Genomic DNA, 22386 nt, shown 5'->3' on the forward strand with positions numbered 1-22386 from the left:
GTACATGAAAACCCTGTCTTCGGTCGTTACCTCCGACCTGTTTTCCATCGCAAAAGCCACGACCAACATCGACGTCCTGATCGTGGGATCGGGCACGGCGGGTGTCACCAGTGCCATCCAGTTGGCAAACAAGGGCTTGTCCGTCGTGATTCTCGAGGCCGGGCCGTTCGTGCTTCCCAGCCATGTCGGGTCGACCCCGTTCCGCAGCCGCAGCGACCTGACGCCCCAGATCCACAATCTTGTGCGTTACAGGACCGCGTGGACGGATCGCGAGCATTTCGACGAGAAGGTGTCTCCGCCCCTGAACAGCGACGCCTGGTCGACTGTCGGTGGCCGTACCCTGTTCTGGGGGGGCTGCACCCCACGGTTCACGGAGTGGGATTTCGCCGACTGGCCCGTCACCTACGACGAGTTCGAGACCTATTACCAGCAGGCAGAGAAGCTGATGCATGTGTCGGGTCCGAATACGGACCACCCGGCCTTCTTCCGGGGCGATGCGCAAGCAGGCTTTCTCGACCGCTTGCATGGTGCCGGAATCGAGGCCGAGCACGCCTCGACCGGTGTCGATACCCAGGAGCCCCGCAACGGCTACATGCCGCGCGGCTTCGACAGCGCTGCCGACCGGCTGATCCGCAGCGGGCTGCTGTCGCGTGACGTTGAGCGCGGGCGGATCGTGCTGGTTCCAGATGCAATCGCGGAGCGGGTCGATCATGACGGCAACAATGTCACTGGCCTGATCGTCAAGGGGACCGACGAGGAACAAAGGTTCCGCCTGGTTGCCCGGCATTACACCTTCGCCGGCGGCGCGATCCAGTCGACCCGTCTGGCGCTGGCGTCGGGCCTGAAGGACCTCAATCCCCAGGTCGGCACGCATATTGCCGATCACCAGTTCATCCAGGGCCTGTTCAAGCTTCGCAAGCCGCTGAGCGAACCGATTTACGCCTTTATTCCGCCGACCAAGGACCGGCCCTATCACATCCAGATCCAGGGTCCGTTTGCAGAAACCTGGTACACGCCGTATCACGCGACGGTGTGGCTCGATTGCGATCCCGATGGCCTGTACTTGCTGGCCTATTGCTTCGGTGTCGGGGAATCCTCCGAGACGAATGAGGTCGTCCTGACCAAGGGTCAAAGTGATGGTCCTGGCGATCTGGGCAAATACGCGGTCATCGCCGACCGCAGCGACAGCGACAAACGCATCCTGAGCGAGATGGACGCCTTCCTGCCGCAGGTGGCCGAAGCCATCGATGCGGAACTCCTGCGGACCCAGGTCAATCCGCTCGGAGCGGCCTTGCACGAGATCGGCGGGCTGCGCATGTCGGAGGATGCGGATGCCGGGGTGACCGATCCGTTCGGCCGGTTCTGGCGGCTCCCCAACCTGTCGGTCGCCGATGCCGCGGCATGGCCCTCGCAGGGATCGGCCAACAGCTATCTCACGATCACCGCATGGTCTCTGCGCCATGCCGAAGGCGTTTATGCGCGCTTGTCGGCCTGAACCCGAAGGATGACTTGAATGCTGATACGATTGGTTTCCCTGGCCGCCCTGTTCGGCCTGCTCTTCGGGTTCGATGAAGGCGTGATTGCAGGAGCCTTGCCGCTGATTACCAAGGCCTTCGACATCTCGGCCACCGGCGAAGGTTTCATGACCGCCGCAGTGCCGCTGGGAGCGGTCGCGGGCGCCATTCTGGCGGCGATGTATGCCGACAGTCTCGGTCGGCGCAAGGTGCTGATATTGTGCTCCTTCGTGTTCGCAATCGGTGCGATCGGGGCCGGTCTGGCGTCCGGTCTGGAAATTCTCATTGGCGCGCGTCTGATGCTCGGTGTCGCCATCGGGGCCTCCGCCCTGGCGGCTCCGATGTTCCTGGCCGAACTTGCTCCGGCAAAATACAGGGGCGCGGTGGTTTCAGCGTTTCAGTTGATGATCACCGTCGGCATTCTGGTCTCCTATCTTATCGACATGGTCCTTGAGCCCCTTGGCGCCTGGCGATGGATGCTGGCGCTTGGAGCGGTGCCCGCACTGGTCACGCTGGTCGGAATTACCATGTCACCGGAAAGCCCGCGCTGGCTGGCCATGAACGGGGCACGGGAGAAGGCGATCAAGGTGATCGGCCTTGTTCAGCCGGATCTTTCCAAGGAGCAGGCCGCGCACATCGTCACTGAAATCGAACATACGACAGCGTCCGGAGCGCCCGAGCCGGGATGGGGGGCCTTCCTGACCGATAGCGTCCGGCCGCTGGTGATCTTCACGATCGCGGCTTTTGTCTTTCAGCAGGTCAGCGGCATCAATGCGGTCATCTACTATGCGCCGATCATCATGAAACATGCCGGTTTCGACGGATCCAGCACGCAGTTGGCCGCCACTGTCGGCATCGGGGTGGTGAACGTGCTGATGACTGTCGTGGCCATGTTCGTCGTCGACCGTTTCGGCCGCCGCCCTCTGCTCATTCTCGGGTTTGTGGGCACCGCGCTGAGCCTTGTGGTGATCGCCTATGCCATGCAGCCCGACAAACCCGAGCTGGCACCGTTGGCCCTGGCAGGTCTGTTCGCCTATATCGCGTTCTTTGCTGTCAGCCTTGGGCCGTTGCCGTGGCTGTACATGTCCGAATTGTTCCCGCTTGCCCTGCGCAGCCGGGGCATGGCCATGGCCTCCGTCGCCAACTGGAGCTGCAACTTCATCGTCGTGTTTTCCTTCCCCGTGTTTCTGGCGCATTTCGGCGCGGTGGCGACCTTCGCCCTGTTCGGCGTTTTCTGCACCATCGGGGCGATCTTCTCCTGGTTCCACGCGCCTGAAACAAAAGGCGTCAGTCTGGAAGAGATCGAAATGCGCCACAGCACCGCCACGGCATGACACCCACGCAAGCCACGGGCACGCGGCTCTACCTGATGGTAGGCCGCGTGTCGTTCCTGACGATCTGCACGGGCCTGCTGTTCGGTTACAGCACGGCCAGCATTGCAGGCTGGCTGGACGAAATCGGCCGTGAATTCTCCCTCGGAACCGGGGGCAAGGAATATGTCACCGTTTCGCTGGTGTTCTGCTGCTTTCTTGGGGCGGTCCTTGCCGGGCCTCTGGCGCGTGCCTTCGGGCGGCGGATCACGCTGCTGTCCGCATTCGGGTTGGCAGCAGCAGGCTACGGTCTTGTTCTCACCCATCCGGATCTGACCGGATTGGTCGTAGCGCGCATTCTGATCGGCCTGTCCGTCGGCCTGTCTTCCATGGCAGGACCGATGTATGCGGGCGAAGCGACACCCGCCCGGTTTCGCGGCAGTGTCGTGTCCCTGTTCCAGCTCGCCGTCACCATGGGGATACTGGCCGCCTATACCGTGCCGCTCGTGGTCGACGACCCGGCGTCCTGGGCCACAGGGATCGGTCTGGGCGGCGCCATCGCGCTGGCAGGATTTGCCGCGCTGCTGATGGTGCCGGAAAGCCCGGTGTGGCTGGCAAGGGTCGGACGTATCGAAAAGGCGCAATCCGTCGTCGCGTCCCTTGGCCTGGAATGGATTCCGGTCCCGGAAGGGCCGGCACGGCCGGCGTTATCCCTCTGGAAAACACTGCGCATGGGCTCGACACCGGCGGTTCTGGCCCTGTGCTGCGGCTTGTTCATTCTGCAGAACCTGAGCGGCATCGACGGCATCCTTTATTATGCGCCGGCGATTTTTGTCGATCTGGGTTTTTCTCCTGGAACGGCAGCCCTGGGAGCCACGTTCGGACTGGGGCTGATCAATCTGATCGCAACAGTGGTGGCCATCGCGACCGTCGACCGCCTCGGTCGAAGGCCGCTGGCCATCGTCGGATCCCTCGTCATGGTCATCGGTCTGCTGGGTGTCGTCGGCGCGCAGGTCTGGTCCCTTCCCATGCTCGGCCTGGTCGCCCTGTGCGTCTATATCGGCGCCTTCGCCATCAGCCTCGGACCCCTGCCCTACGTCATCATGTCGGAACTGGTTCCCTCGACAATCCGGGAAACCGGCATCGCGGTGGCGTCCGCCACAAGCTGGCTGTTCAACGCCCTGATCGCATTTGTCTTCCTGACCGGCGTTTCCAGCATCGGACTTGACGGGGTGTTTCTCATTTTCGCCGCGGTCTGTGTTTGCTCGCTGGTCATCTCGCTGGTCTGGCTGCCGGAAACCAAGTCGCGAAATCTCGGCATGATCGAGAACAACGTCATTACCGGAATCCCCCTTCGCCAACTGGGCGATGCCGATGGTGGACATCAGCGCGTTTCGGAACCGGCTGGGACCTGAAGTGACCGGTGGATGGCGGTGTCCGGGACACCGCCATCCGCCGAAGACTAGTCCGCCTGTCCGGCGACTTCATCGATCGCCGTCATCACGGCCAGCGCATGGGACTGGTCGAGAGCGCTTCTTTCAGGGTTGGTAAAGCGGCCGCTGTCGTTGTCGAAGTATTTTCCCGAAGCGTCGGCGAATTCGGATGCAAGGGCCGCGCGGGACAGGATGTCCGCACCGATGCCCAGATCGTTGCCTGCCATGCCGAAGCCTTCCTTGACCATCTTCGTCGCAAGCAGGGAGCCGGGATTGACAGCGATGAAAACCGGTCCGTCCGGAAGCTCCCGGGCCAGCTCGCGGGTCCAGATGGTGATGCCGAGCTTGCTCTGCGCGTAGGCGTCCATGTCGTCAAGGCGTTTCTTGCCCTTCATTGCAGCCACGTCCACCGGCGCCTGGGCGGCGGACGACAGGTTCACAACGCGGCTTTCCGCCGTCATGGCCGGCAACAGGCGGCGGGTCAGGACGTAGGGCGCGATCGTGTTGACGACGAAGCGGACATCGAGGCCCTGGCCGGTCAGCGGCGCGGCGGTCTTGTAGACACCCGCATTGTTGATGAGGACGTCGATGTGGTCATGCCGGGCGAGAATGTCGTCGGCCAACCGGGTGACATCGGCGATCCGGGACATGTCCGCAAGACAGGTCTCCGTGGTGCCCCCGACCGTCTTCTCGGCCTGTTGCAGTTTGGAGGCGTTCCGGCCATGGAGCAGGATCCTGTGGCCTTCCGCGGCCAGAACCTGGGCTGTCAGAAGGCCGATGCCGTCGGTCGAGCCGGTAATCAGAATGGTCTTGGTCATCAGTCATGCCTTTCAGCAGGAGAAGTCCGGCAGGATTTCTGCGGCCAGACGCTTCATCGTGGTTTCCGTGTCCGCCGTGTTGAACCGCAGGTTCAGCGCGACATGGTTGATCCCGAGGGCCTGGATTTCGTTCAGATAGTGACGCAGATAGGTCGTCCCGGACTGGAAGCCCAGATGGATCGGCTTTGGGCCGGCGTCCGGCGCGTCGAGGAGATCGATATACAGGGATTGCATCACCGGCTTGTCTTCGCCGCCGGCGTCGGCGACGCGGTGCCGGTAATCGGCAACCACCCTGCCTTGGGAAGACGCGTCACGCGGATAGGTCATCCAGCCGTCGCCGTTCTGGGCAACCCAGTCCGGTGACTGGCGGCTGCCGCCGGTGATCAGCAGGGGCAGACGGCCACCGACCGGTTTGGGCAGCAAGTCCATTCCGCCCGACAGGGTGCCGTATCCGTTCGCGAAATCGGGAGTGGTTCCGGCGGTCGCCCGGATATAGTCCACTGACTCGCGGAACCTGTCGCCTCTGTCGGCGAACCCCTTGTTCAGCGCGGGATATTCTTCCGGGCGGTCTCCCGAGGCAACGCCCAGCAACAGGCGTCCACCGGACAAGGCATCCACGGAGGCCGCCGCCTTGGCGACGTGGGCGGGATGGCGCAGCGGAAGAACGACGCTGGCGACCCCCAGCGCGATATCGGCTGTCATGGCAGCGAGCGTACCGAGATAGACAAAAGGATCGTAAAGTTGTCCCGCGTCGCCAAAGCTCGGCACGTTGAACGGAACATCGCGGAGCCACAGGGCGGAAAAACCGAGGTCGTCGGCGAGTTGCGCCCGTTCAATGTGGCGTTTCATGGTCGGCACCGGGCTCTTGTCATATGTCTCGACCGGCACGACGAGGCCAATGCTCAGACAGTCCGGGCAAAAAACCGAATTGTAGGCCCGGTTGATGTCCGCAAAGGTCGTTTTCGAGGGTTTGTCCAGCATGTCTTTCTCCACGGCCTAGTAGCGAACCAGCGTCCGGCTTTCGATGCTTCTGCGGATGGATTCGATATCCGGGTCTTCGACAAGATCCACCGCGCTGTGCGCGACCGAAGGCAGTCCGCAGCTGTCGAAGATGTTGAAATAGAAGAGTTCGTCCGGTTTCATGCAGGAACTGTAGACCCACTCGTGATTGTCGTTTGCCGCCAGTCCAAGGATCTGACCGCGCCGGTCCGGATAGATCAGGTCCAGCAGGATCCAGTCGGACCCAGCCACGCCGGACGGGCGAATGAAACCGAGGGGTGCGCTGTTGATGGGATTGTCCAGCGGGCGCCACACGTTGATGAAGGCATAGCGGCCTTTGCTCCATTCGGACGCCCGCGCTTCGCCCAGAATGTCCACGAGACGTTTTTCGGCCCCGTCGCGGCTGTAGTCGCTGTGCACGTTTCTGGCCGGTTTGCGGTCGGATGCGGGATCGTCTTCCCGGATCGTGTGATCGAAGACCACCACGTCCCTGACGCCCAGATCACGGGTCAGAAGATCGGCAAGCTCACTGTCGTAGACGGGGGCCCAGTCAGGCTCGGTCGCGAACGAGCCCACGGATGTCGGATGGTTTGCAAAGGCGACACCGTCCCTTGCGAAGGAAACGGCCACCTCGCCGGTGCGCAGGTCCTTCACCGAAACCCGGGTGGCCACCAGCTCGGGTGATACCAGACGCCCGGGAACACCATCCGCGTCGATCCGGAACGCCTGCCGTTCGGGTTTGTGGACGTGGTAATTCACCGTTCCCATACGCGGCATGTTTCCGTTCCTTCTGCTGTGCCCGGCTTGTCGGGACTGCAAACCGGTCTCATGGAATCCATCGGACCGAGGCTTCACGGCGAAGATAGGCATTGCAAAAGACATGGATATGCCCGTTATTTGAAATCTTAATTCGGCTTTTGGATATAATTGGATGGACACTGACAGCCTTCGTCTCTTCGTTCTGGCGGCGGACAAATTGAACATCAGTGCTGCGGGCCGCGAACTCGGTTTCGCACCCGCGGTGGCCAGCGCGCGTCTTGCCAAACTGGAACGAACCCTGGGGGCAGACTTGCTGCGCCGGTCGACCAGGAAGGTTTCACTGTCGCTGGAAGGTCTGGATTTCCTGCCGTTTGCGCGCGAGATTCTTGCTCAGGAAGATGCGGCGATTGCCGCGCTTGGCAAAGGCAATCCGTTGGTGACCGGAACCTTGCGTTTCACGGCGCCAAGCACGTTCGCCCAGCTCTACATTGCTCCGGTCCTCCCGGAATTTCTCGAACTGTATCCGGAGGTCACGCTGGACCTGCGCCTGTCGGACACCCAGTTCAACCTGATAGAAGGCAGTTTCGATCTCGCGATCCGCAACATCGCCCTGGAGGACACCAGTCTCAAGGGCCGAAAGCTGGCGGACGACAAACGGATCCTGTGTGCCTCACCGGCCTATATCGAGAAGTCCGGCCAGCCCGATCATCCCGAGGATCTCGTAGACCACCAGCTTGTTGCCTTTCGAAATCAGACCGCCCGCCCCCTGTCAGGGCCGGACGGGCGCACCGGCATCTTCGACCCGCGTGCCGCCGGGTGTCATCTGGTCCTTGACGACGGGTTGAGCCAGAAATTGGCGACCATGGCCGGCGCGGGGATTTCCATGAATTCACTCTGGAGCGTTCACGGCGAATTGGCGAATGGCAGCCTTGTCCAGGTTCTTCCTGAATATCTGGTCACAGACCAGTCGGTTCTCTGGCTGGTCTATCCGCAGACCAATGTTCTTTCGGCGAAGGTTCGTGTCTTCATGGACTTCCTGCTGGAGCGCATCGGCAAATCTCCTGTCTGGGACAGGGCGCTCAACGACTGACTCCATCGGGTGGCGCAGGTATCCGCGTTGGCCGCGGACTTCACGCGTTTCTGCAGCCTCGTTGTCGATAGAATTAAATCACCGACACAAAAGTGGATTATTCCAGGCCGTGCCGGCTGCCAAGTCACGTGCGGACCGGCGGGTTCGAATGAGTGTTCTTGAGTTTCAAGCCGGTTCAATTACCGGGTATTCGTCATCCTGAACGTATGGGATCAGGTTCTCTGGAGAAATCGGCACACATGACAAGAGATCAACAGGACACTTCTCCTGAAAGTCAACTGGTGCCGGATGGCGGAACCGCCAGGAGACCCGGGAATCCGAAACGCCGTATGTTCGACCCCGGTTTTTTCATGGTCCTTACGGTTTCTGTCGCCGGGGCACTGCTCGTCTGGCGCCGGGACGGTGCCGGCAGGATGATCGAAATCTCGGCCGAGGGCATCGCACTGATCGTCAGCATCGGGCCAAAGGTGATGGCGGCCGTGCTGCTGGCGGCCTGGCTGCGGTTGCTGCTTCCCAGGGACAAGATCGGCAAATATCTCGGTGGCCGGCAAGGTGTCCGGGGCATGTCGATCGCCGTCATTCTCGGGATCATCCTGCCCGGTGGACCCATGACGGCCTTTCCGCTCTCGATTGCGCTGTTCCAGGCCGGTGCGGGTTTTGGCGTTCTGGTGGCGTTCCTGACAAGCTGGCTGCTTCTTGGAGCCAACCGGACAATCGTCTGGGAAATGGCGTTTCTCGATTATTCCCTGGTTGGTCTGCGGTATACCCTGTGCCTGCCCTTGCCCTTCCTGTTCGGAGGATGCGCTCAATTGTTCGAGACCGTCTTTCCGGACACTTTTCGCAAGGTCGTACGATGGCATTGATCCTGTTTTCAATCTTTCTCTGGAGCGCAACAGGGGCATTGGGTTGGCTGGCCTATCAACGGCGGGACGGCAGTTTCCGGTCCGGCGCCCGGGACGCGGTGCGGGAAGCCGTTTTCATTGCGCCGCGATTGCTGATCGGGGTACTGGGCGCGGGCTTCATTGCCGCGTTGCTGCCTGGCGACCTGGTCAGCCGGGTTCTGGGTTCGGAGTCCGGTTTTCCTGGGCTGTTGATGGCCTCCGGTGCCGGACTGATCATACCCGGTGGACCGGTTGTCGCTTTTTCCGTCGGAGCAGCAGCGCTTGAAGCCGGTGCGGGCTCGGGACAAGTGATCGCATTTCTGACGGGCTGGCTTCTGATGTCCTCCAACAGGACGATCATTTGGGAAACTCCGATCATGGGCGTGCCCTTCACAACCCTTCGATATGCGATTTCATTGCCGTTTCCCGTTGTTATTGGCGGTATAGTTACTTTGATGACTTAGTTTATTCATAAAATATATTGGTAAAAAATTCATGTAAAATTCATATTACATTTATCTCGCAAGGAAATCGCCGTGCTATCGAGGTTTTGTTTTAATCCTTGATAGGGAATACCCCATGCGCATCTTTGAAAAGGCGCTTGCGGTCGCGGTTTTGGCTCTTGGCTTTACCGCGCCGGCAATCGCTGATGACCGACCTGAAATAGTCGTCGCTGTAAACGGTCTGCCGGGCAGCCTGGAATCCATCGAAGAGATGGGCAATGTTGCTGTTCGCCTCACCTATTCCATGTTCGACAGCCTGATCCGCCGTGATTTCCTCGCGGATGAAACCGGCGCCTCCTCGAAGCTCGTTCCGGGCCTCGCCGAAAGCTGGACAAAGATCGACGACAGGACCATGGAACTCAAGCTGCGCGAAGGCGTGAAGTTCCACAACGGTGACGAACTGACGTCCGACGATGTGGTGTTCTCCCTGTCCGCCGGCCGTGGCCATGGCCACAATCCGCTGGTCGCAGCGGCCCGCCGGTTCATGCTGACCCTGTCCCACGTCGAACCGGTCGACAAATACACGGTTCGCATCGTCTCCAAAAAACCCGATGTCCTGCTGGACCAGCGCCTTGCCGGCTACGCAATGTGGATCGTCAATGCACGGGAATACATGTTGAAGGGCAAGGACGCGTTCGCGCGCAATCCCGTTGGAACCGGTCCCTACAAGATGGACGAGTGGGTCGACGGCGAATACGTGCGCCTGGCCGCCCATGATGATTATTTCGGCGGCAAACCGACCGCGAAGTCGATCACCTTCAAGATTGTTCCGGAAGTCTCCGCCCGTATCGCAGGGCTTGTTTCCGGCGAATACGACATCATCGTCAACGTTCCGCCGGATCAGGTGCCGGTTCTTGAAAGCTATGGCGACGTGAAGGTCGAATCCGTTGTTCTCGACAACACGCACATGCTCGTCTTCTTCAACGAAGGTCCGCTCGAGAACAAGCTTGTTCGTCAGGCGCTTTCCAAGTCCATCGACAGGGCGTTGCTACGCGAGGCACTCTGGGAAGACAAGAACTACACGCCGAATGGTCACCAGCTGCCGTCCTATGTCATGCACATCAAGGACTATCCGGAGTTCGACTACGATCCGGAAGAAGCCAGAGAGCTGCTGAAGGAAGCCGGCTATGACGGCGAGGAAATCGTCTACAAGCTGCCGATGAACTACTACCTGCTGTCTCTGGAAGCCGGTCAGGCGATGCAGCAGATGTGGAAGGATGCGGGCCTCAACGTGAAGCTTGAACCTGTCGAGAACTGGGCGCAGGTGAACGACAAGGATGCCACGGTTCACATTCGTCCGTGGTCCAACACCCACCGGATGCCGGACCCGATCGGCTCCTTCGTCCCGCAATGGGGCAAGGATTCCTGGGTCCAGAGCAACAAGCAACTCGCCTCAAGGTCCTGGGACGCTCCCGACCGGTTCAACGAGTTGCATGATGTCATCGTTTCAGCGACCGACATGGAGGTGCGTCAGCAGGCCTACCGCGAGGCGCTGGACATCTGGGTGGACGAGGCACCTGGGACCATGCTGTACAACCCGCTGGAAACCTATGCCCTCAAGAAGGACATTCAGTGGAAGCCCGTGTCCCTCTACTACATGGATTTCCGTCCCGACAATCTTCAGTTCGGTTCAGCCAAGTAAATCCAACAAGCCGTGGCCGCCCTGGCCACGGCTTTTTTTGATCCGGTATCATGTCCTCTCCATTGCTTTTTCTCGATCGTTTGAGTGTCGCCATCAGGGCGCGCAGCGGTGAAACCGTTTATCCCGTGCGAGACGCGAGCTTCTCTCTGGAAAAGGGTGAAACGCTCGCGCTTGTCGGAGAGTCCGGCTGCGGCAAATCCATGACCTGTCTTGCCGTTTCGGGCCTGTTGCCCAAGCGTGGACGGATCGATGCGGGCCAGGCGGTTCTGGACGGAACCGATCTGGCCGGACTGTCCCCGAAGGCCATGCGCCAGGTCCGCCGCCGCGACATTGCCTTTGTTTTCCAGGATGCCACCAACGGTCTCAACCCGGTCAAATCGGTCGGCTGGCAGATCGCCGAATCCGTCGTGTTGCGCGAGAATGTGTCCTGGCGAGCCGCGCGGCTCCGGGCTGTCGCGCTTCTGGAGCGGGTCGGCATGCCCGATCCGTCCTCCCGCGCAAGGGACTTTCCGCATCAATTGTCCGGTGGAATGAACCAGCGCGCGATGATCGCGCTTGCGATGGCCGGTCGGCCGAAACTCCTGATCGCCGATGAAGCGACAACCGCGCTGGACGTGACGATCCAGGCGCAGATCCTGGCCCTGATCGACGACCTGCGCGCGGATTATGGCCTCGCGGTGATCTTTGTCACTCATGACCTCAGCCTTGTCGCAGAGATCGCGGACACCGTCGTGGTCATGTATGCGGGCCGGGTCATCGAGAGTGTGCGGGTGGCGGACCTTTATGGCGCGCCACGTCATCCCTACAGCGCAGGTCTGCTGAATTCCCTGCCGCGCATGGACATGAAACGGTCGGACCTTCAGGTAATCGAGGGCCAGGTCCCGCCAATCAATGCCATGCCAAGCGGCTGTGCCTTCGCGCCCAGGTGTTTCCGGTCGACCGAAATCTGCCGGCGGCAGATACCGGAACTGACCAGCACCTCCCAACGCCATCTGGCCTGCCATCAACCGGTCGCGGAACAAGCATCATGAGCATGACAGCAGACCTTAAGGCGCCGTCGCCGCGCCCTGACCCGGTCGGGGAAACGATCGCCGAAACACGGGACGTTTCGAAGGCCTTCGTCTACCGGAAAGCCTCGCTGACCCGCGCGGCTGAGATCTTCAATGCGGTCGACAAGGTCTCTCTTTGCCTGGAACGCAGCGAAACGCTCGCCATCGTCGGTGAATCAGGCTGCGGCAAATCCACCTTCGGCCGTCTGATCGCCGGTCTCATGCCACCGTCTTCGGGCGAGGCCACCTTCCGGGGAAATTCCTACGCAACGCTTTCGGCGGAAGACTGGCGGGCAAGCCGCAGAAATGTGCAGATCATATTTCAGGATGCGGCAGGGTCGCTGGATCCGCGTCTGCCGGTTGAAATTCAGGTGCGCGAACCGCTGGACCTGCATGGAATAGGTTCAAGGGCCGACCGGGCCGCGCGCACCCGCGAGATGCTGGACGCGGTCCAGCTCGGCCGGCACCTGTGGCAAGCCGTGCCTTCCGAGCTTTCCGGTGGCCAGCAACAGCGCGTGGTGATCGCCCGGGCGCTGATCATGAAACCGGAGCTCGTCATCTGTGACGAACCGGTGTCCGCGCTCGATGTCTCGATCCAGGCTCAGATCCTGTCCCTGCTGGCAGACCTGAAATCCAGGATGGGTCTCACGCTTGTCTTCATTTCCCACGACCTGGCCGTCGTCCGTCAGATCGCCGACCGGGTCGCCGTGATGTATCTGGGCCGGGTCTGTGAATGCGGGCCGGCCGGTCAGGTCCTGTCTCACCCCCGGCACCCGTACACAAAAGCCCTTCTTTCTGCGGTTCCTGTGCCGGATCCGGCAGTGAAACGCACCCGGCTCCTTCTCGCCGGGGACCCGCCCTCCCCGCATACCCCGCCAGCCGGGTGCCGTTTTCACACGCGCTGTCCCGTGGCCGTTGGCATCTGTTCGGAACAAGCGCCTGAGCGCCAGTTCCTCAATGGCCATGAGGTCCAATGTCATTTTCCGGAGAACGCCCCGTGAGCCTGACCTATGTCTGCTGGAAATTGCTGCGAGCGGTCGTCACCATTTGGCTGGTGGTTACCTTCGTTTTCTTCATTCTGCGGCTGACGGGCGATCCGGTCGCTCAGCTCCTGCCAGATGATGTCGACCAGAACACCATCGACCACTACCGCAGGCTCTGGGGGCTCGATCAGCCCATTCTGGTTCAGTACTGGAAGTACATCACCGCTCTGTTCCAGGGCGATTTCGGGATATCGTTCCGCGACGGTCAGGATGCTCTGGATCTCGTGCTGTCGCGCGTTCCCAAGACCGCGCTGCTCGGTTTCACGGCGCTGGCCTTCGCGCTGGTGTTCGGTATTCCGCTGGGCGTCTTTGCTGCCTTGAAAAAGAACACCGCCTTCGACCGGTTCGTCATGGGCCTGGCGGTGTTCGGATTTTCGATGCCCAATTTCTTTCTCGGAATTCTGCTGATCCTGGGTTTCTCCCTGCATCTGCGGATCCTGCCGTCTTCCGGGTCGGACTCCTGGCAACACATGATCATGCCGGTCATCACGCTGGGGACGTCGTTCGGCGCGCAAATCGCCCGGTTCACCCGCTCCTCGATGATCGATGTCCTGAACCGTCCCTACATGCGCACGATCGACGCGAAAGGCGCGGGTACCAGCCGAAAACTATATCTCCACGCACTTCCCAACGCGGCAATTCCGGTGGTGACGATCGTCGGGCTCAAGATCGGAGAGCTCATCGGCTCCGCCGTCATTACCGAGAATGTCTTTGCATGGCCCGGCATCGGCCGCTTGCTTACCTTCTCGGTGGCAACGCGCGATCTGGCCGTTGTCCAATGCATCCTGATGATGATCGCTCTGACCATGGTCCTGTCCAACTTGCTGGTCGACCTCCTCTACGGCTGGATGGATCCCCGTGTGCGGGTCGGTACCCGGGAGGCGACGAGCCGATGAGCCTTGTTTCCCACACGACACCGAAGACCGTCGCCGGCAGGTTTGTGCAAAGTCTGGCCGCACCGTTCGCCAACATGCCGTGGAGCGTGACTGTTGCCGTCCTGGTTCTGGTGACGGTCGCTCTTGTGACCGTGTTCGCACGCGTGATCTTGCCGTTCGAATTCGATCAGATGGACCTGCGCGCGCGCCTGGCACCGCCCTTTCCAATGGAAGGGTCGTCGCTCATCCACCCGCTCGGGACGGACAAACTCGGCCGCGATGTCCTTTCAAGGCTTCTGATCGCGACACAGACCTCGATCCTGCTGGCATTGCTCGGCACCCTGATCGGAGCGGTGCTGGGGACAGTCCTCGGGTTCGTGTCGGCTCATTTCGGAAAATGGGTGGATGAGGTGATTTCCACGCTGGTCGATTTCCAGGCGGCGATGCCCTGGTTCATCATCGCTCTTGCCGTGCTGGCGTTCATGGGCAATTCCATGACCGTGTTTCTGCTGCTGATGGGCCTGTACGGCTGGGAACGCTATGCACGCGTCACACGCGGTCTCGTGCTGGCCGCCCGCGAGGAAGGCTATGCCCGCGCGGTTCACGCGCTTGGCGGCAAACCGCGCACGATCTATCTCAGGCACGTCCTGCCGAATATCCTGTCGCCCCTGATCGTTCAGCTGACGATCAATTTTCCGGAAACCATCCTGTTCGAGACGTCGTTGTCCTTTCTCGGGCTGGGCATCCGCCCGCCCATGACCTCGCTCGGCCAGATGCTGGGTGACGGACGGGACTACATGATCACCGCTTGGTGGCTCGCCGTGGTTCCGGGCACGATCATCTTTCTCACCACATTGTCCATGTCGATCTTCGGCGATTGGCTGCGCACCCGATTTGACCCCTCCCTTCAGGATTGATTTCATGACGAACCAGATTTGCAGAGGCTCCGGCCTGAACACCAACTTCCTGGCGGCCGGAGACGCGGCGGGGCTGGATGCTCTGCTGGGTCAGTATGAAGCCTATGACCAGAGCCATGTCGAGATCACATCCCGCCGCCTCGACGTGATCGTCGGTGGCCGGATCATCGAAGAGCGCGCCTCGGCGATGCAGGCGGTTCTGGAAAAACATCCCCTGTCCTACGTGCTGCATGCCGATCACGCGATCAATTTCATGGATCTTCCAGGCGCCGACATGCAGTGGGCTGTCGCGGAAGCCTCCGTGGACCTCTGTCGCCGCTACGGCATGACTTCCATGGTAATCCACTCCGGCAATGCGCCGGTGGATGTGTGGCTCGATTCCGCGGGCAAGCTGCTGGATCTCGAGCGGGAGGCCTTCAAGCGCCTCGGGGATCTTGCCGCCAACGCCGGTGTCAGGATCGCCGTTGAAAACCTGATTGCCGATCCTTCGGGCAAACGTGTGGTGTCCGGTGCCGATCCCCGGCGTCTGGCGGACCAGTTGCGCAGGACGGAGCACCCGGCCATTGGTGGCTGCCTCGACTTCGGCCACGCCTATCTGTCCGCGCCGGTGGTAAACTTCGACTTCGTGGAGGCCATGGCAGCCTTTTCCGAAGAGGTCTGGCATCTCCATCTGCACGACAATTTCGGACGCCCGGACCTGAAAACCCATGCGGACGAAGGGTCCCGGGTTTCCATGGGCATCGGCGATCTGCATCTGCCCATGGGCTGGGGAACCATTCCCTGGGACAAGGTGTTGCCGGCAATGAAGTTCCGGGCGGGAACCTATGCCATGATCGAGCTGCGCGGGCGCTACCGCGCGGTCGAGGGCCAGGTGGCCGCCTCGGCAAAAGCCTTTGCGCGGTACTGGAATTCGGAATTGCCGCTGGCCGAAGCCCTGGAAGTGGCGCAACGCCCGGAGAAACAGCAATGAGTGGTCCCGTTTCCCACACAGGTTTCAATGCCGGTCAGTTCGGCACCCAGGGCGATCTGGCTGCTTTGGACCGCCGGATCGGCACGATCGTGGAACTGGGGGGCGACGTCTGCGAACTGGCAGCCGTGCGCCTCGATGTAGTTTCTGCCTGCCGGTTGCTGGAGGACCGGCTTGTCGCGCTCAGGGCCGTGCTTGCCAAACATGCGATTCGCTACACATTGCACGCCCCGATCGCCGTCAACCTGATGGACGAGCCGCATCTCGATCTCCATCTCCGGGCCGCAAGGGCAAGCCTTGAACTTGCGAGCGAATGCGCGGCCGATACCGTCGTCATTCATCCCGGACGTGTCCATCCCGCGCTCTGGGCCGACAAGGCGCGGGCGCTCCTCAACAGGGAACAGGACACACTTTCCGAGCTGGCCGACCGGGCCGATGAACTCGGTGTCAGGATCGCCTATGAAAACATGAGCCCGAACCGTCGGATCGTCGGCGGGACGGAAACGTCCTATGCGCTGGACATGGCGGCCCTGGCGGCCCAGCTGGCGGCCGTCGGCCACAAGGCGCTGGTTGCCTGTCTCGATGTCAGTCATGCCCGGCAGGGTGCCGTTTTGCAGGGGTTCGACATGTACGATCAGGTCAAGGTCCTGGCGCCCCATGTCGGGCATGTTCATTTTTCCGATTCAACCGGCATTCCGGCAACGATCCAGTGGGACAACGAAGGCGAACGGCTTTTCTTCGGCGTTGGCGACATGCATGCCCCTCCCGGCATGGGAGAGATCGACTTTGACCGGCTCGCCGCCGGCCTGACCGTCCAGGAAGGCACTGCCATTGTCATTGAGCTGAAGGAAAACCATTTCCTCCACAGCGCACCGCAAACCCTGCAAGGCGCCCGACTGTTCGCGAGCGCCCTTAGCAGGGCCTGAGGCTGCAGGTTCCGATCAGAACGGATAGTGCTGGTTCGGGTCCTCGATGGTGATCCAGCGCAGATCGGTGAATTCGGCGATCGCCGCCTTTCCGCCGAACCGGCCATAACCGGAATCTCCCACGCCGCCGAAAGGCATCTGCGGCTCGTCGGCCACGGTCGGGCCGTTGATGTGGCAGATGCCGCTCTTGATCTGGTTTGCGGCGGACAGGGCGCGGGTGATGTCCTGGCTGAAGACCGCCGCCGACAGGCCGTATTCGGTGTCGTTGGCGCACGCGATGGCTGCGGCGTCACCGCTGACACGGATGATCGACTTGACCGGACCGAAACTCTCTTCGGCATAGATCCGCATGGCATCCGTGACACCATCGAGCAGGGTTGCCGAATGCATCGCGCCATCGCGGGTGCCGCCGGCAACGACCTTCGCGCCTTTCGCGGTCGCATCCGCAATCAGGGCGTCCATCTTCTCAGCCGCCTCAGGCGTGACCAGCGAACCGAGCACTACCTGTTCGCGCGGATTTCCGAATGGCAGACCGGCGGCGCGCGCCGCGAGCTTTTCGACAAAATCGTCGGCAATGCCGTCATCAACGATGATCCGCTCGGTGGACATGCAGATCTGGCCCTGGTTCATGAATGCCCCGAATATCGCCGCGTTCACCGCACCGTCGATATCGGCATCCGAAAGAACCACCAGTGGCGCCTTGCCCCCCAGTTCCAACAGGGCCGGCTTGAGGTTCTGGCCGGCAAGGCCACCGATGATGCGGCCCACCGCCGACGAGCCGGTGAAGTTGACATGCTTGACCTCGGGCGCTTCGATCAGGGCCTTGACCACCTCGGCAGCATCGGCGGGCGCGTTCGAGATATACGTCAGAACGCCTTCCGGCAGGCCGACTTCGACGAAGCAGTCGACGATCAGGCGATGGGTCAGCGGACAGAGTTCAGCGCCCTTGAAAATCACCGTATTGCCGCATGCCAGCGGCGTGGCAACGGCGCGGGTCCCCAGAATGACCGGCGCGTTCCACGGGGCGATGCCAAGACAGACACCCTTGGGGCGGGCAACGCCCATGGCCAGTGTCCCGGGCTTGTTGGCCGGAATGACCTCGCCGCCGACCTGGGTAGTCAGTGCCGCCGCCTCGCGAATGATCCCCGCCGCGAGCATGACATTGAAACCGGCCCAGGGACCGGTCGCGCCGGTCTCGCTGATCATGGCTGCGATGAAGGCGTCGCGCTTGCTCTCCATCACATCGGCAGCCTTGTTGAGCACTGAACGGCGTTCGCCCGGGCCCTTTGCCGCCCAGGCCGGAAACGCCGCACCAGCCGTCCGGGCCGCCATGCGCGCGTCATCGGCGGAGGCTGCCGCGGCGGTGCTTGCAACCTTGTTGGTCACCGGATCGTGGCGGTCGAATGTCCTGCCGCCGGAGGCGTCCGTATCGGTGTTGTTGATGACGAATTGTACAGTCATGTCCGTTCTCTCTGTCAGAAATTCTGGGTGTCGGCGACAATCGCGGCTTCCAGTCCGCCATCGGTCGCCAGGTTGTGGCCGTTGATCCAGCGTGCCGCGTCAGAACACAGGAACAGGATCGCAGGTGCGATGTCTCCCGGCGTGCCTGCCCGTCCGACCCGGTCCACGTCCGAATTGACCCGTTCGTCGCCCAGAACCTCTCTGAACTGGGTCAGGATGGGTGTCTCGACCGGTCCGGGGGAAACCGCATTGACCCGGATTGCGCGGGCCCGGAACGCATCCTGGTGGGCCGCCAGCATGGTCCAGACCAGCAGGATTTCCTTCGAGACGGGATAGCCGGCCTCATCGGGAATCTGATGCTCGGCCACAATGCTCCCGGCATCGGGAAACCCGCTGGTCCGTGCAATGGCCGCTGCCCTGCCCGGGGTTTCCCGCCAGCCAAAGCCGGCGATCGAGGCCACATTGACCACGGATCCGCCTTCGCGGATCTTCGGCAGCAGAGCTTCCGTCAGGCCGCGAAGTCCGAAGAAGTTGATGGCCAGGGTGTTGGCAGCGCCGGTGTTGCCCGATACGCCCGCCACATTGCACAGCCCGTCGAGTTGTCCGGGCAAAACGTCGGCGAGAGCCTTTACGCCGGCTTCGGTCGACAGGTCGCCCTCGACGAATGTGCCTGTGGTCCGGTCCGGTCTGCTCCGGTCGACGCCGATCACCTCCGCGCCGAGTTGCCCGGCAAGTTCCGCGGTTCTGCGACCGATGCCGCTGGCAACACCTGTGACCACGATGGTCTTTCCGAAAAGCATGACGTTTGTCCTTTCATTCCGTTGAGCGGGTTACGTCCCTTGGTGAACCGGGGTCCGGCAATGTCCTGACGCGATATCCCAGCGGCATCACGCTGACACCGGACCGTGAGGCAATGGCCCCCCAGAGGCCCTTGGGCAGAAACAGCGAGAACAGCATGGCCGTCGCGCCGAGCCCGATCAGGTACCAGACGCCCGTATCGGCGAACCAGGTTTCCACTGCGAAGAAGATCAGCGCCCCGAGGATGGCCCCTTCGAACCGGCCCAGGCCTCCGACGAGCACCATGAAGATCATGTAGGCGGTCCATTGCACCGAGAAATAAGTCTTGGGCTGGAACGACTGAACCTGAGCCAGCCAGAGCGCGCCCGCGATGGCGGTTCCGAAGCCTGCCAGCACGAAGAACAGCCGCTTGTTGCGCATCGGGTTGACGCCGAGGGACTCGGCGGCTTCCTCGTCGTCCCGGATTGCCTGCATTGCCAGCCCTGTCGGTGTGCGCAGCACGGCAAACAGCAGGCCGAGCAATACAACCATGGCACTGAGCGCCGCCCAGTAGATGTAATACCGGCGCAAGTCCATGTCGTAGGAGTTGAGTGATATCAACGAGGTGCCGGTTTCGCCCTGGATCAGCGGATCGAGATTGACGCACAGATGCGCTATGGAGGCGAGAACCCACATGCCGATGGCGAATTCACCGCCCCTCAGGTGCAGCATGAATTGCGACAGCACCCAGGAAATCGCCGCCACCATCACTGCGGCTACCAACAATGCCGCGAACGGGTCGATCCCGGCATTGGCCACGCGAATGGTCAGATAGGCCCCGAGGCCGAAGAACAGCTGGTTGCCGATTGAAACGAGACCGCCGTAGCCCGCGAGCGCGTTCCACATCGCCGCCATGATGATGTAGATGAAAAGCACGGTCAGACGCTGCATGGCACCGACGGACGCGAACGCAGGCATGACGACCAGCAGGGCGAGGAAAAGCGCCGCGATGACGAAAGAAGTCCGTGCCAGAGGCGTCCAGCGTTGGATGGTCATCGTGCCGTCCCCTTCGGTGTGACGATCGAGATCAGTCCGGCAAGCGACCAAGGCCTGCCGTGGCTTGCCAGGCGCAGAAACAGGACCACCAGAAACGCCAGATGTCCGCCGAGCAGAAATCCCTGCGGATGAATCTGTGCGCCCAGCGATTGCGCAATCGCCAGAACGATGGCGCCCGCGAGCACGCCCCACAGCGAGCGGGTGCCTCCTATGATCGTCGCCTCGAATGCGAACAACAGCTGCGGGCTGCCGGCATAGGCGTCGAAGGTGCCGCGCAATCCCAGGGCGGCTCCGGAAACGGCGACCGTCATGGTGGCGATGGCGGCGGCGATTCCTGCCGCGCGGCGCGCATTGATGCCGACCAGCCCGGCGGTCACCGGATCGGCGGCAGTGGCGCGGATCTGGCGGCCAAGCGCGGTTCGCTTGAGCATCAGGTCGAGGGCGCCAATAATGGCTATGGCACTCACGAGAATGTAGACGGGCAACTTGCCGACATAGATGTTTCCGGGAAGTTCAAAGGCCTCCCAGCTCAGGTCGCCGACATAGGGGGCCAGCGACCTGATGTTGGCACCAAACTGCTGGAACATCAGGTTGTCCAGCACGATAGCCAGGCCGAAGGTGGTCAGCACCGGCAAAAGGTCGCCGCCGCGGACAGCGCGTTCAAGCATCGCGCGTTGCAGCAACCAGCCGGCCAATCCCATGACCGGGATCACGGCCAGGAGTGTCAGGAACGGAGACACACCGGTGGTTTCAGCCAGAGACCAGACCATATAGGCGCTCACCACCGCGAGGGATCCGTGGGCGAGATTGATGATTTTCATCACCTGGAACATGAATGCCAGACCGCAGGCGATCAGGGCGTAATAGCCACCGAGCAGCACGGACTGGAGCAGGATATTGATCATGCGGAAAGTCCTTCCTTTCGGCGGGAGTTGCCGAAATAGGCATCGGTGATGGCGTCTCGACTGGTGTTCGTCATCGCGCTGTCCAGCTGGACCCTGCCTTCGAGCATGCATATGACGCGGTCGGCGACCGTCATGGCCCGGGTCAGGTCCTGCTCGACGAGAATGATGGTGGTGCCGGTTTTCAACAATCCATCCAGGGACGCATAAACCTGATCGACTACCAGCGGCGACAGGCCCAGGCTGACCTCGTCGAGGATCAGAATGTCCGGATTGGACATCAGTGCGCGGCCAATGGCGGTGGCCTGCTGTTCGCCTCCCGACATGGTGCCGGTCAAGGCGTGACGGCGTTTCACCAGATTGGGGAATGTCTCGAGCACCCGGTCGATGTCCCACTCGCCCTCACGGCCGGCGGTCCGGCCCAGCGACAGGTTCTCCTCGATGGTCATGTCGAGAAACAGGCGGCGCCCCTCGGGAACCAGTGCCAGTCCGGCCGCGACACGCCGATGGGAGGGCATTTGGGTGATGTCGGTGCCGTTAAGGTGAACAGACCCGGCGTACACGGGGTTGGCTCCGGCGAGCGCGCGCAACAAGGTGGTCTTGCCGGCACCATTGGCCCCGACCAGGGCAAGGACTTCGCCCCTGGCAATGTCAAAGCTGACACCGCGCACGGCCCGGAACTGCCCGTACCGGACATCGAGATCCTTCACGGATAGAATGCTCATGCCGGCGCCCCCCCAAGGTAGGCCTTCATCACGTCGGCGTCGCTCATGACCGCGTCCGGCGCGCCTTCGGCAATGATGCGGCCCGCATCCATGCAGACGAGCCGCTCGGCAACCTGTACAAGAATATGGACAATGTGCTCGATCCAGACGATGCCGATTCCGCGCGCCCGGAGCTGGAGGATCGTCTCGACCAGTTCGGAAGCTTCGGCATCGGTCAAGCCGCCGCCGATCTCGTCGAGCAGCAGCAGTCTGGGTCGCGTCGCCAGTGCCCTGGCCAGCTCCAGACGTTTGCGGTCCAGCAGTCCGACGTTTTCGGCGGACCGGTTGGCGACCGGCATCATGCCGCAGATATCAAGGGCATCAAGCGCCAGGTCGTAGGCATCAGACTGGCTGGCGCCGCCTGCGTGAGTGGCGGCAACGAGCACGTTTTCAAACACGGTTATTCCCAGGAACGGCTTGGGGATCTGGTGTGTGCGCACCAGACCCCGTTTTGCCCGTTCCCGTGCCGGCAGCTCGCCGATATCCGCGTCGTTCATGCGGATAGTGCCGCTGGTTGGTGCAAGTGCTCCGGAAAGCACCGCAAGCAACGTGGATTTTCCGGCCCCGTTCGGACCCACGACACCGACTGCCTCGTCCGACCGCACCGAAAAATCGATGCCGTTCAGAACCGAGACCGCGCCAAAGGACTTGTGGATCCCGGTCGCGCTGAGGTGGACGTCGTGGGCCATGCCGCTTGCCC

The 22386-nt window shown here is 61.8% G+C and carries 22 protein-coding genes; 13 read left to right on the top strand and 9 right to left on the bottom strand.

Annotated features, from left to right (window positions below; all coding sequences use genetic code 11):
- Positions 1 to 4 precede the first annotated feature (4 nt).
- The 3 genes from WNZ15_RS19645 to WNZ15_RS19655 are packed head-to-tail and all read left to right on the top strand — an operon-like array spanning position 5 to position 4239.
- The gene (locus WNZ15_RS19645) at positions 5 to 1495 is read left to right on the top strand and encodes a GMC family oxidoreductase (protein WP_342894721.1); all 1491 of its coding nucleotides are present in this window, start codon (positions 5 to 7) and stop codon (positions 1493 to 1495) included.
- A gap of 18 nt (positions 1496 to 1513) precedes the next feature.
- Positions 1514 to 2848 carry a sugar porter family MFS transporter gene (locus WNZ15_RS19650; RefSeq protein WP_342894722.1) on the top strand — a complete coding sequence of 445 codons (1335 nt, stop codon included), beginning with the start codon at positions 1514 to 1516 and terminating at the stop codon, positions 2846 to 2848.
- Complete coding sequence (locus WNZ15_RS19655; RefSeq protein ID WP_342894723.1) at positions 2845 to 4239, top strand: sugar porter family MFS transporter; 1395 nt, start codon at positions 2845 to 2847, stop codon at positions 4237 to 4239. The genes WNZ15_RS19650 and WNZ15_RS19655 overlap by 4 nt, the downstream gene beginning before the upstream one ends.
- Before the next feature lie 47 nt (positions 4240 to 4286).
- Here WNZ15_RS19655 and WNZ15_RS19660 read toward each other — a convergent pair whose 3' ends face one another.
- From WNZ15_RS19660 to WNZ15_RS19670, 3 genes are read right to left on the bottom strand one after another with little or no spacing between them, the layout of a single operon-like run.
- The gene (locus tag WNZ15_RS19660) at positions 4287 to 5075 is read right to left on the bottom strand and encodes an SDR family NAD(P)-dependent oxidoreductase (RefSeq protein WP_342894724.1); all 789 of its coding nucleotides are present in this window, start codon (positions 5073 to 5075) and stop codon (positions 4287 to 4289) included.
- A 12-nt stretch (positions 5076 to 5087) separates the two neighbouring features.
- Entirely contained in the window at positions 5088 to 6056 is a 969-nt protein-coding gene (locus WNZ15_RS19665) for an LLM class oxidoreductase (RefSeq protein WP_342894725.1), read from the bottom strand.
- Between the two features lie 15 nt (positions 6057 to 6071).
- Complete coding sequence (locus tag WNZ15_RS19670) at positions 6072 to 6851, bottom strand: CmcJ/NvfI family oxidoreductase (protein ID WP_342894726.1); 780 nt, start codon at positions 6849 to 6851, stop codon at positions 6072 to 6074.
- A 154-nt stretch (positions 6852 to 7005) separates the two neighbouring features.
- Here WNZ15_RS19670 and WNZ15_RS19675 point away from each other — a divergent pair, with 154 nt between their 5' ends.
- The 10 genes from WNZ15_RS19675 (at position 7006) to WNZ15_RS19720 (ending at position 16726) form a co-directional block, all read left to right on the top strand.
- Positions 7006 to 7923, top strand: coding sequence for a LysR family transcriptional regulator (locus WNZ15_RS19675; RefSeq protein ID WP_342894727.1), 918 nt, complete (start codon positions 7006 to 7008; stop codon positions 7921 to 7923).
- Positions 7924 to 8162: 239 nt separating this feature from the next.
- A complete protein-coding gene (locus WNZ15_RS19680; protein WP_342894728.1) occupies positions 8163 to 8786 on the top strand; it encodes a permease in 624 nt (207 codons plus the stop codon).
- A complete protein-coding gene (locus WNZ15_RS19685; protein ID WP_342894729.1) occupies positions 8777 to 9268 on the top strand; it encodes a permease in 492 nt (163 codons plus the stop codon). The genes WNZ15_RS19680 and WNZ15_RS19685 overlap by 10 nt, the downstream gene beginning before the upstream one ends.
- Positions 9269 to 9383: 115 nt before the next feature.
- Positions 9384 to 10949, top strand: a complete 1566-nt coding sequence (locus WNZ15_RS19690) for an ABC transporter substrate-binding protein (protein WP_342894730.1) — start codon at positions 9384 to 9386, stop codon at positions 10947 to 10949.
- 50 nt (positions 10950 to 10999) lie between these two features.
- On the top strand, positions 11000 to 11980 hold the full coding sequence (locus WNZ15_RS19695) for an ABC transporter ATP-binding protein (RefSeq protein WP_342894731.1): 981 nt from the start codon (positions 11000 to 11002) through the stop codon (positions 11978 to 11980).
- Complete coding sequence (locus WNZ15_RS19700) at positions 11977 to 12999, top strand: oligopeptide/dipeptide ABC transporter ATP-binding protein (RefSeq protein ID WP_342894732.1); 1023 nt, start codon at positions 11977 to 11979, stop codon at positions 12997 to 12999. Before WNZ15_RS19695 ends, WNZ15_RS19700 begins: the two co-directional genes overlap by 4 nt.
- The gene (locus tag WNZ15_RS19705; RefSeq protein ID WP_342894733.1) at positions 12996 to 13937 is read left to right on the top strand and encodes an ABC transporter permease; all 942 of its coding nucleotides are present in this window, start codon (positions 12996 to 12998) and stop codon (positions 13935 to 13937) included. Before WNZ15_RS19700 ends, WNZ15_RS19705 begins: the two co-directional genes overlap by 4 nt.
- Positions 13934 to 14833, top strand: a complete 900-nt coding sequence (locus tag WNZ15_RS19710; protein ID WP_342894734.1) for an ABC transporter permease — start codon at positions 13934 to 13936, stop codon at positions 14831 to 14833. Before WNZ15_RS19705 ends, WNZ15_RS19710 begins: the two co-directional genes overlap by 4 nt.
- Before the next feature lie 4 nt (positions 14834 to 14837).
- Positions 14838 to 15803 carry a sugar phosphate isomerase/epimerase family protein gene (locus WNZ15_RS19715; RefSeq protein ID WP_342894735.1) on the top strand — a complete coding sequence of 322 codons (966 nt, stop codon included), beginning with the start codon at positions 14838 to 14840 and terminating at the stop codon, positions 15801 to 15803.
- Positions 15800 to 16726, top strand: coding sequence for a sugar phosphate isomerase/epimerase (locus WNZ15_RS19720; RefSeq protein ID WP_342894736.1), 927 nt, complete (start codon positions 15800 to 15802; stop codon positions 16724 to 16726). The genes WNZ15_RS19715 and WNZ15_RS19720 overlap by 4 nt, the downstream gene beginning before the upstream one ends.
- A 15-nt stretch (positions 16727 to 16741) precedes the next feature.
- Here WNZ15_RS19720 and WNZ15_RS19725 read toward each other — a convergent pair whose 3' ends face one another.
- The 6 genes from WNZ15_RS19725 to WNZ15_RS19750 are packed head-to-tail and all read right to left on the bottom strand — an operon-like array spanning position 16742 to position 22375.
- The gene (locus tag WNZ15_RS19725; protein ID WP_342894737.1) at positions 16742 to 18187 is read right to left on the bottom strand and encodes an aldehyde dehydrogenase; all 1446 of its coding nucleotides are present in this window, start codon (positions 18185 to 18187) and stop codon (positions 16742 to 16744) included.
- Between the two features lie 14 nt (positions 18188 to 18201).
- A complete protein-coding gene (locus tag WNZ15_RS19730) occupies positions 18202 to 18987 on the bottom strand; it encodes a coniferyl-alcohol dehydrogenase (RefSeq protein ID WP_342894738.1) in 786 nt (261 codons plus the stop codon).
- A 13-nt stretch (positions 18988 to 19000) separates the two neighbouring features.
- Positions 19001 to 20020: a branched-chain amino acid ABC transporter permease gene (locus WNZ15_RS19735; RefSeq protein WP_342894739.1), complete on the bottom strand. Its 1020-nt coding sequence runs from the start codon at positions 20018 to 20020 to the stop codon at positions 19001 to 19003.
- Positions 20017 to 20925, bottom strand: a complete 909-nt coding sequence (locus WNZ15_RS19740) for a branched-chain amino acid ABC transporter permease (RefSeq protein WP_342894740.1) — start codon at positions 20923 to 20925, stop codon at positions 20017 to 20019. Before WNZ15_RS19740 ends, WNZ15_RS19735 begins: the two co-directional genes overlap by 4 nt.
- Positions 20922 to 21647 (bottom strand): ABC transporter ATP-binding protein, encoded by a 726-nt coding sequence (locus WNZ15_RS19745; protein WP_342894741.1) that lies wholly within the window; start codon positions 21645 to 21647, stop codon positions 20922 to 20924. Before WNZ15_RS19745 ends, WNZ15_RS19740 begins: the two co-directional genes overlap by 4 nt.
- Positions 21644 to 22375, bottom strand: coding sequence for an ABC transporter ATP-binding protein (locus WNZ15_RS19750; RefSeq protein WP_342894742.1), 732 nt, complete (start codon positions 22373 to 22375; stop codon positions 21644 to 21646). The genes WNZ15_RS19745 and WNZ15_RS19750 overlap by 4 nt, the downstream gene beginning before the upstream one ends.
- Positions 22376 to 22386: the final 11 nt, after the last annotated feature.

It is taken from the genome of Roseibium sp. AS2 (genome assembly GCF_038900065.1).
In the GTDB taxonomy this organism is placed as follows: Bacteria; Pseudomonadota; Alphaproteobacteria; order Rhizobiales; family Stappiaceae; genus Roseibium.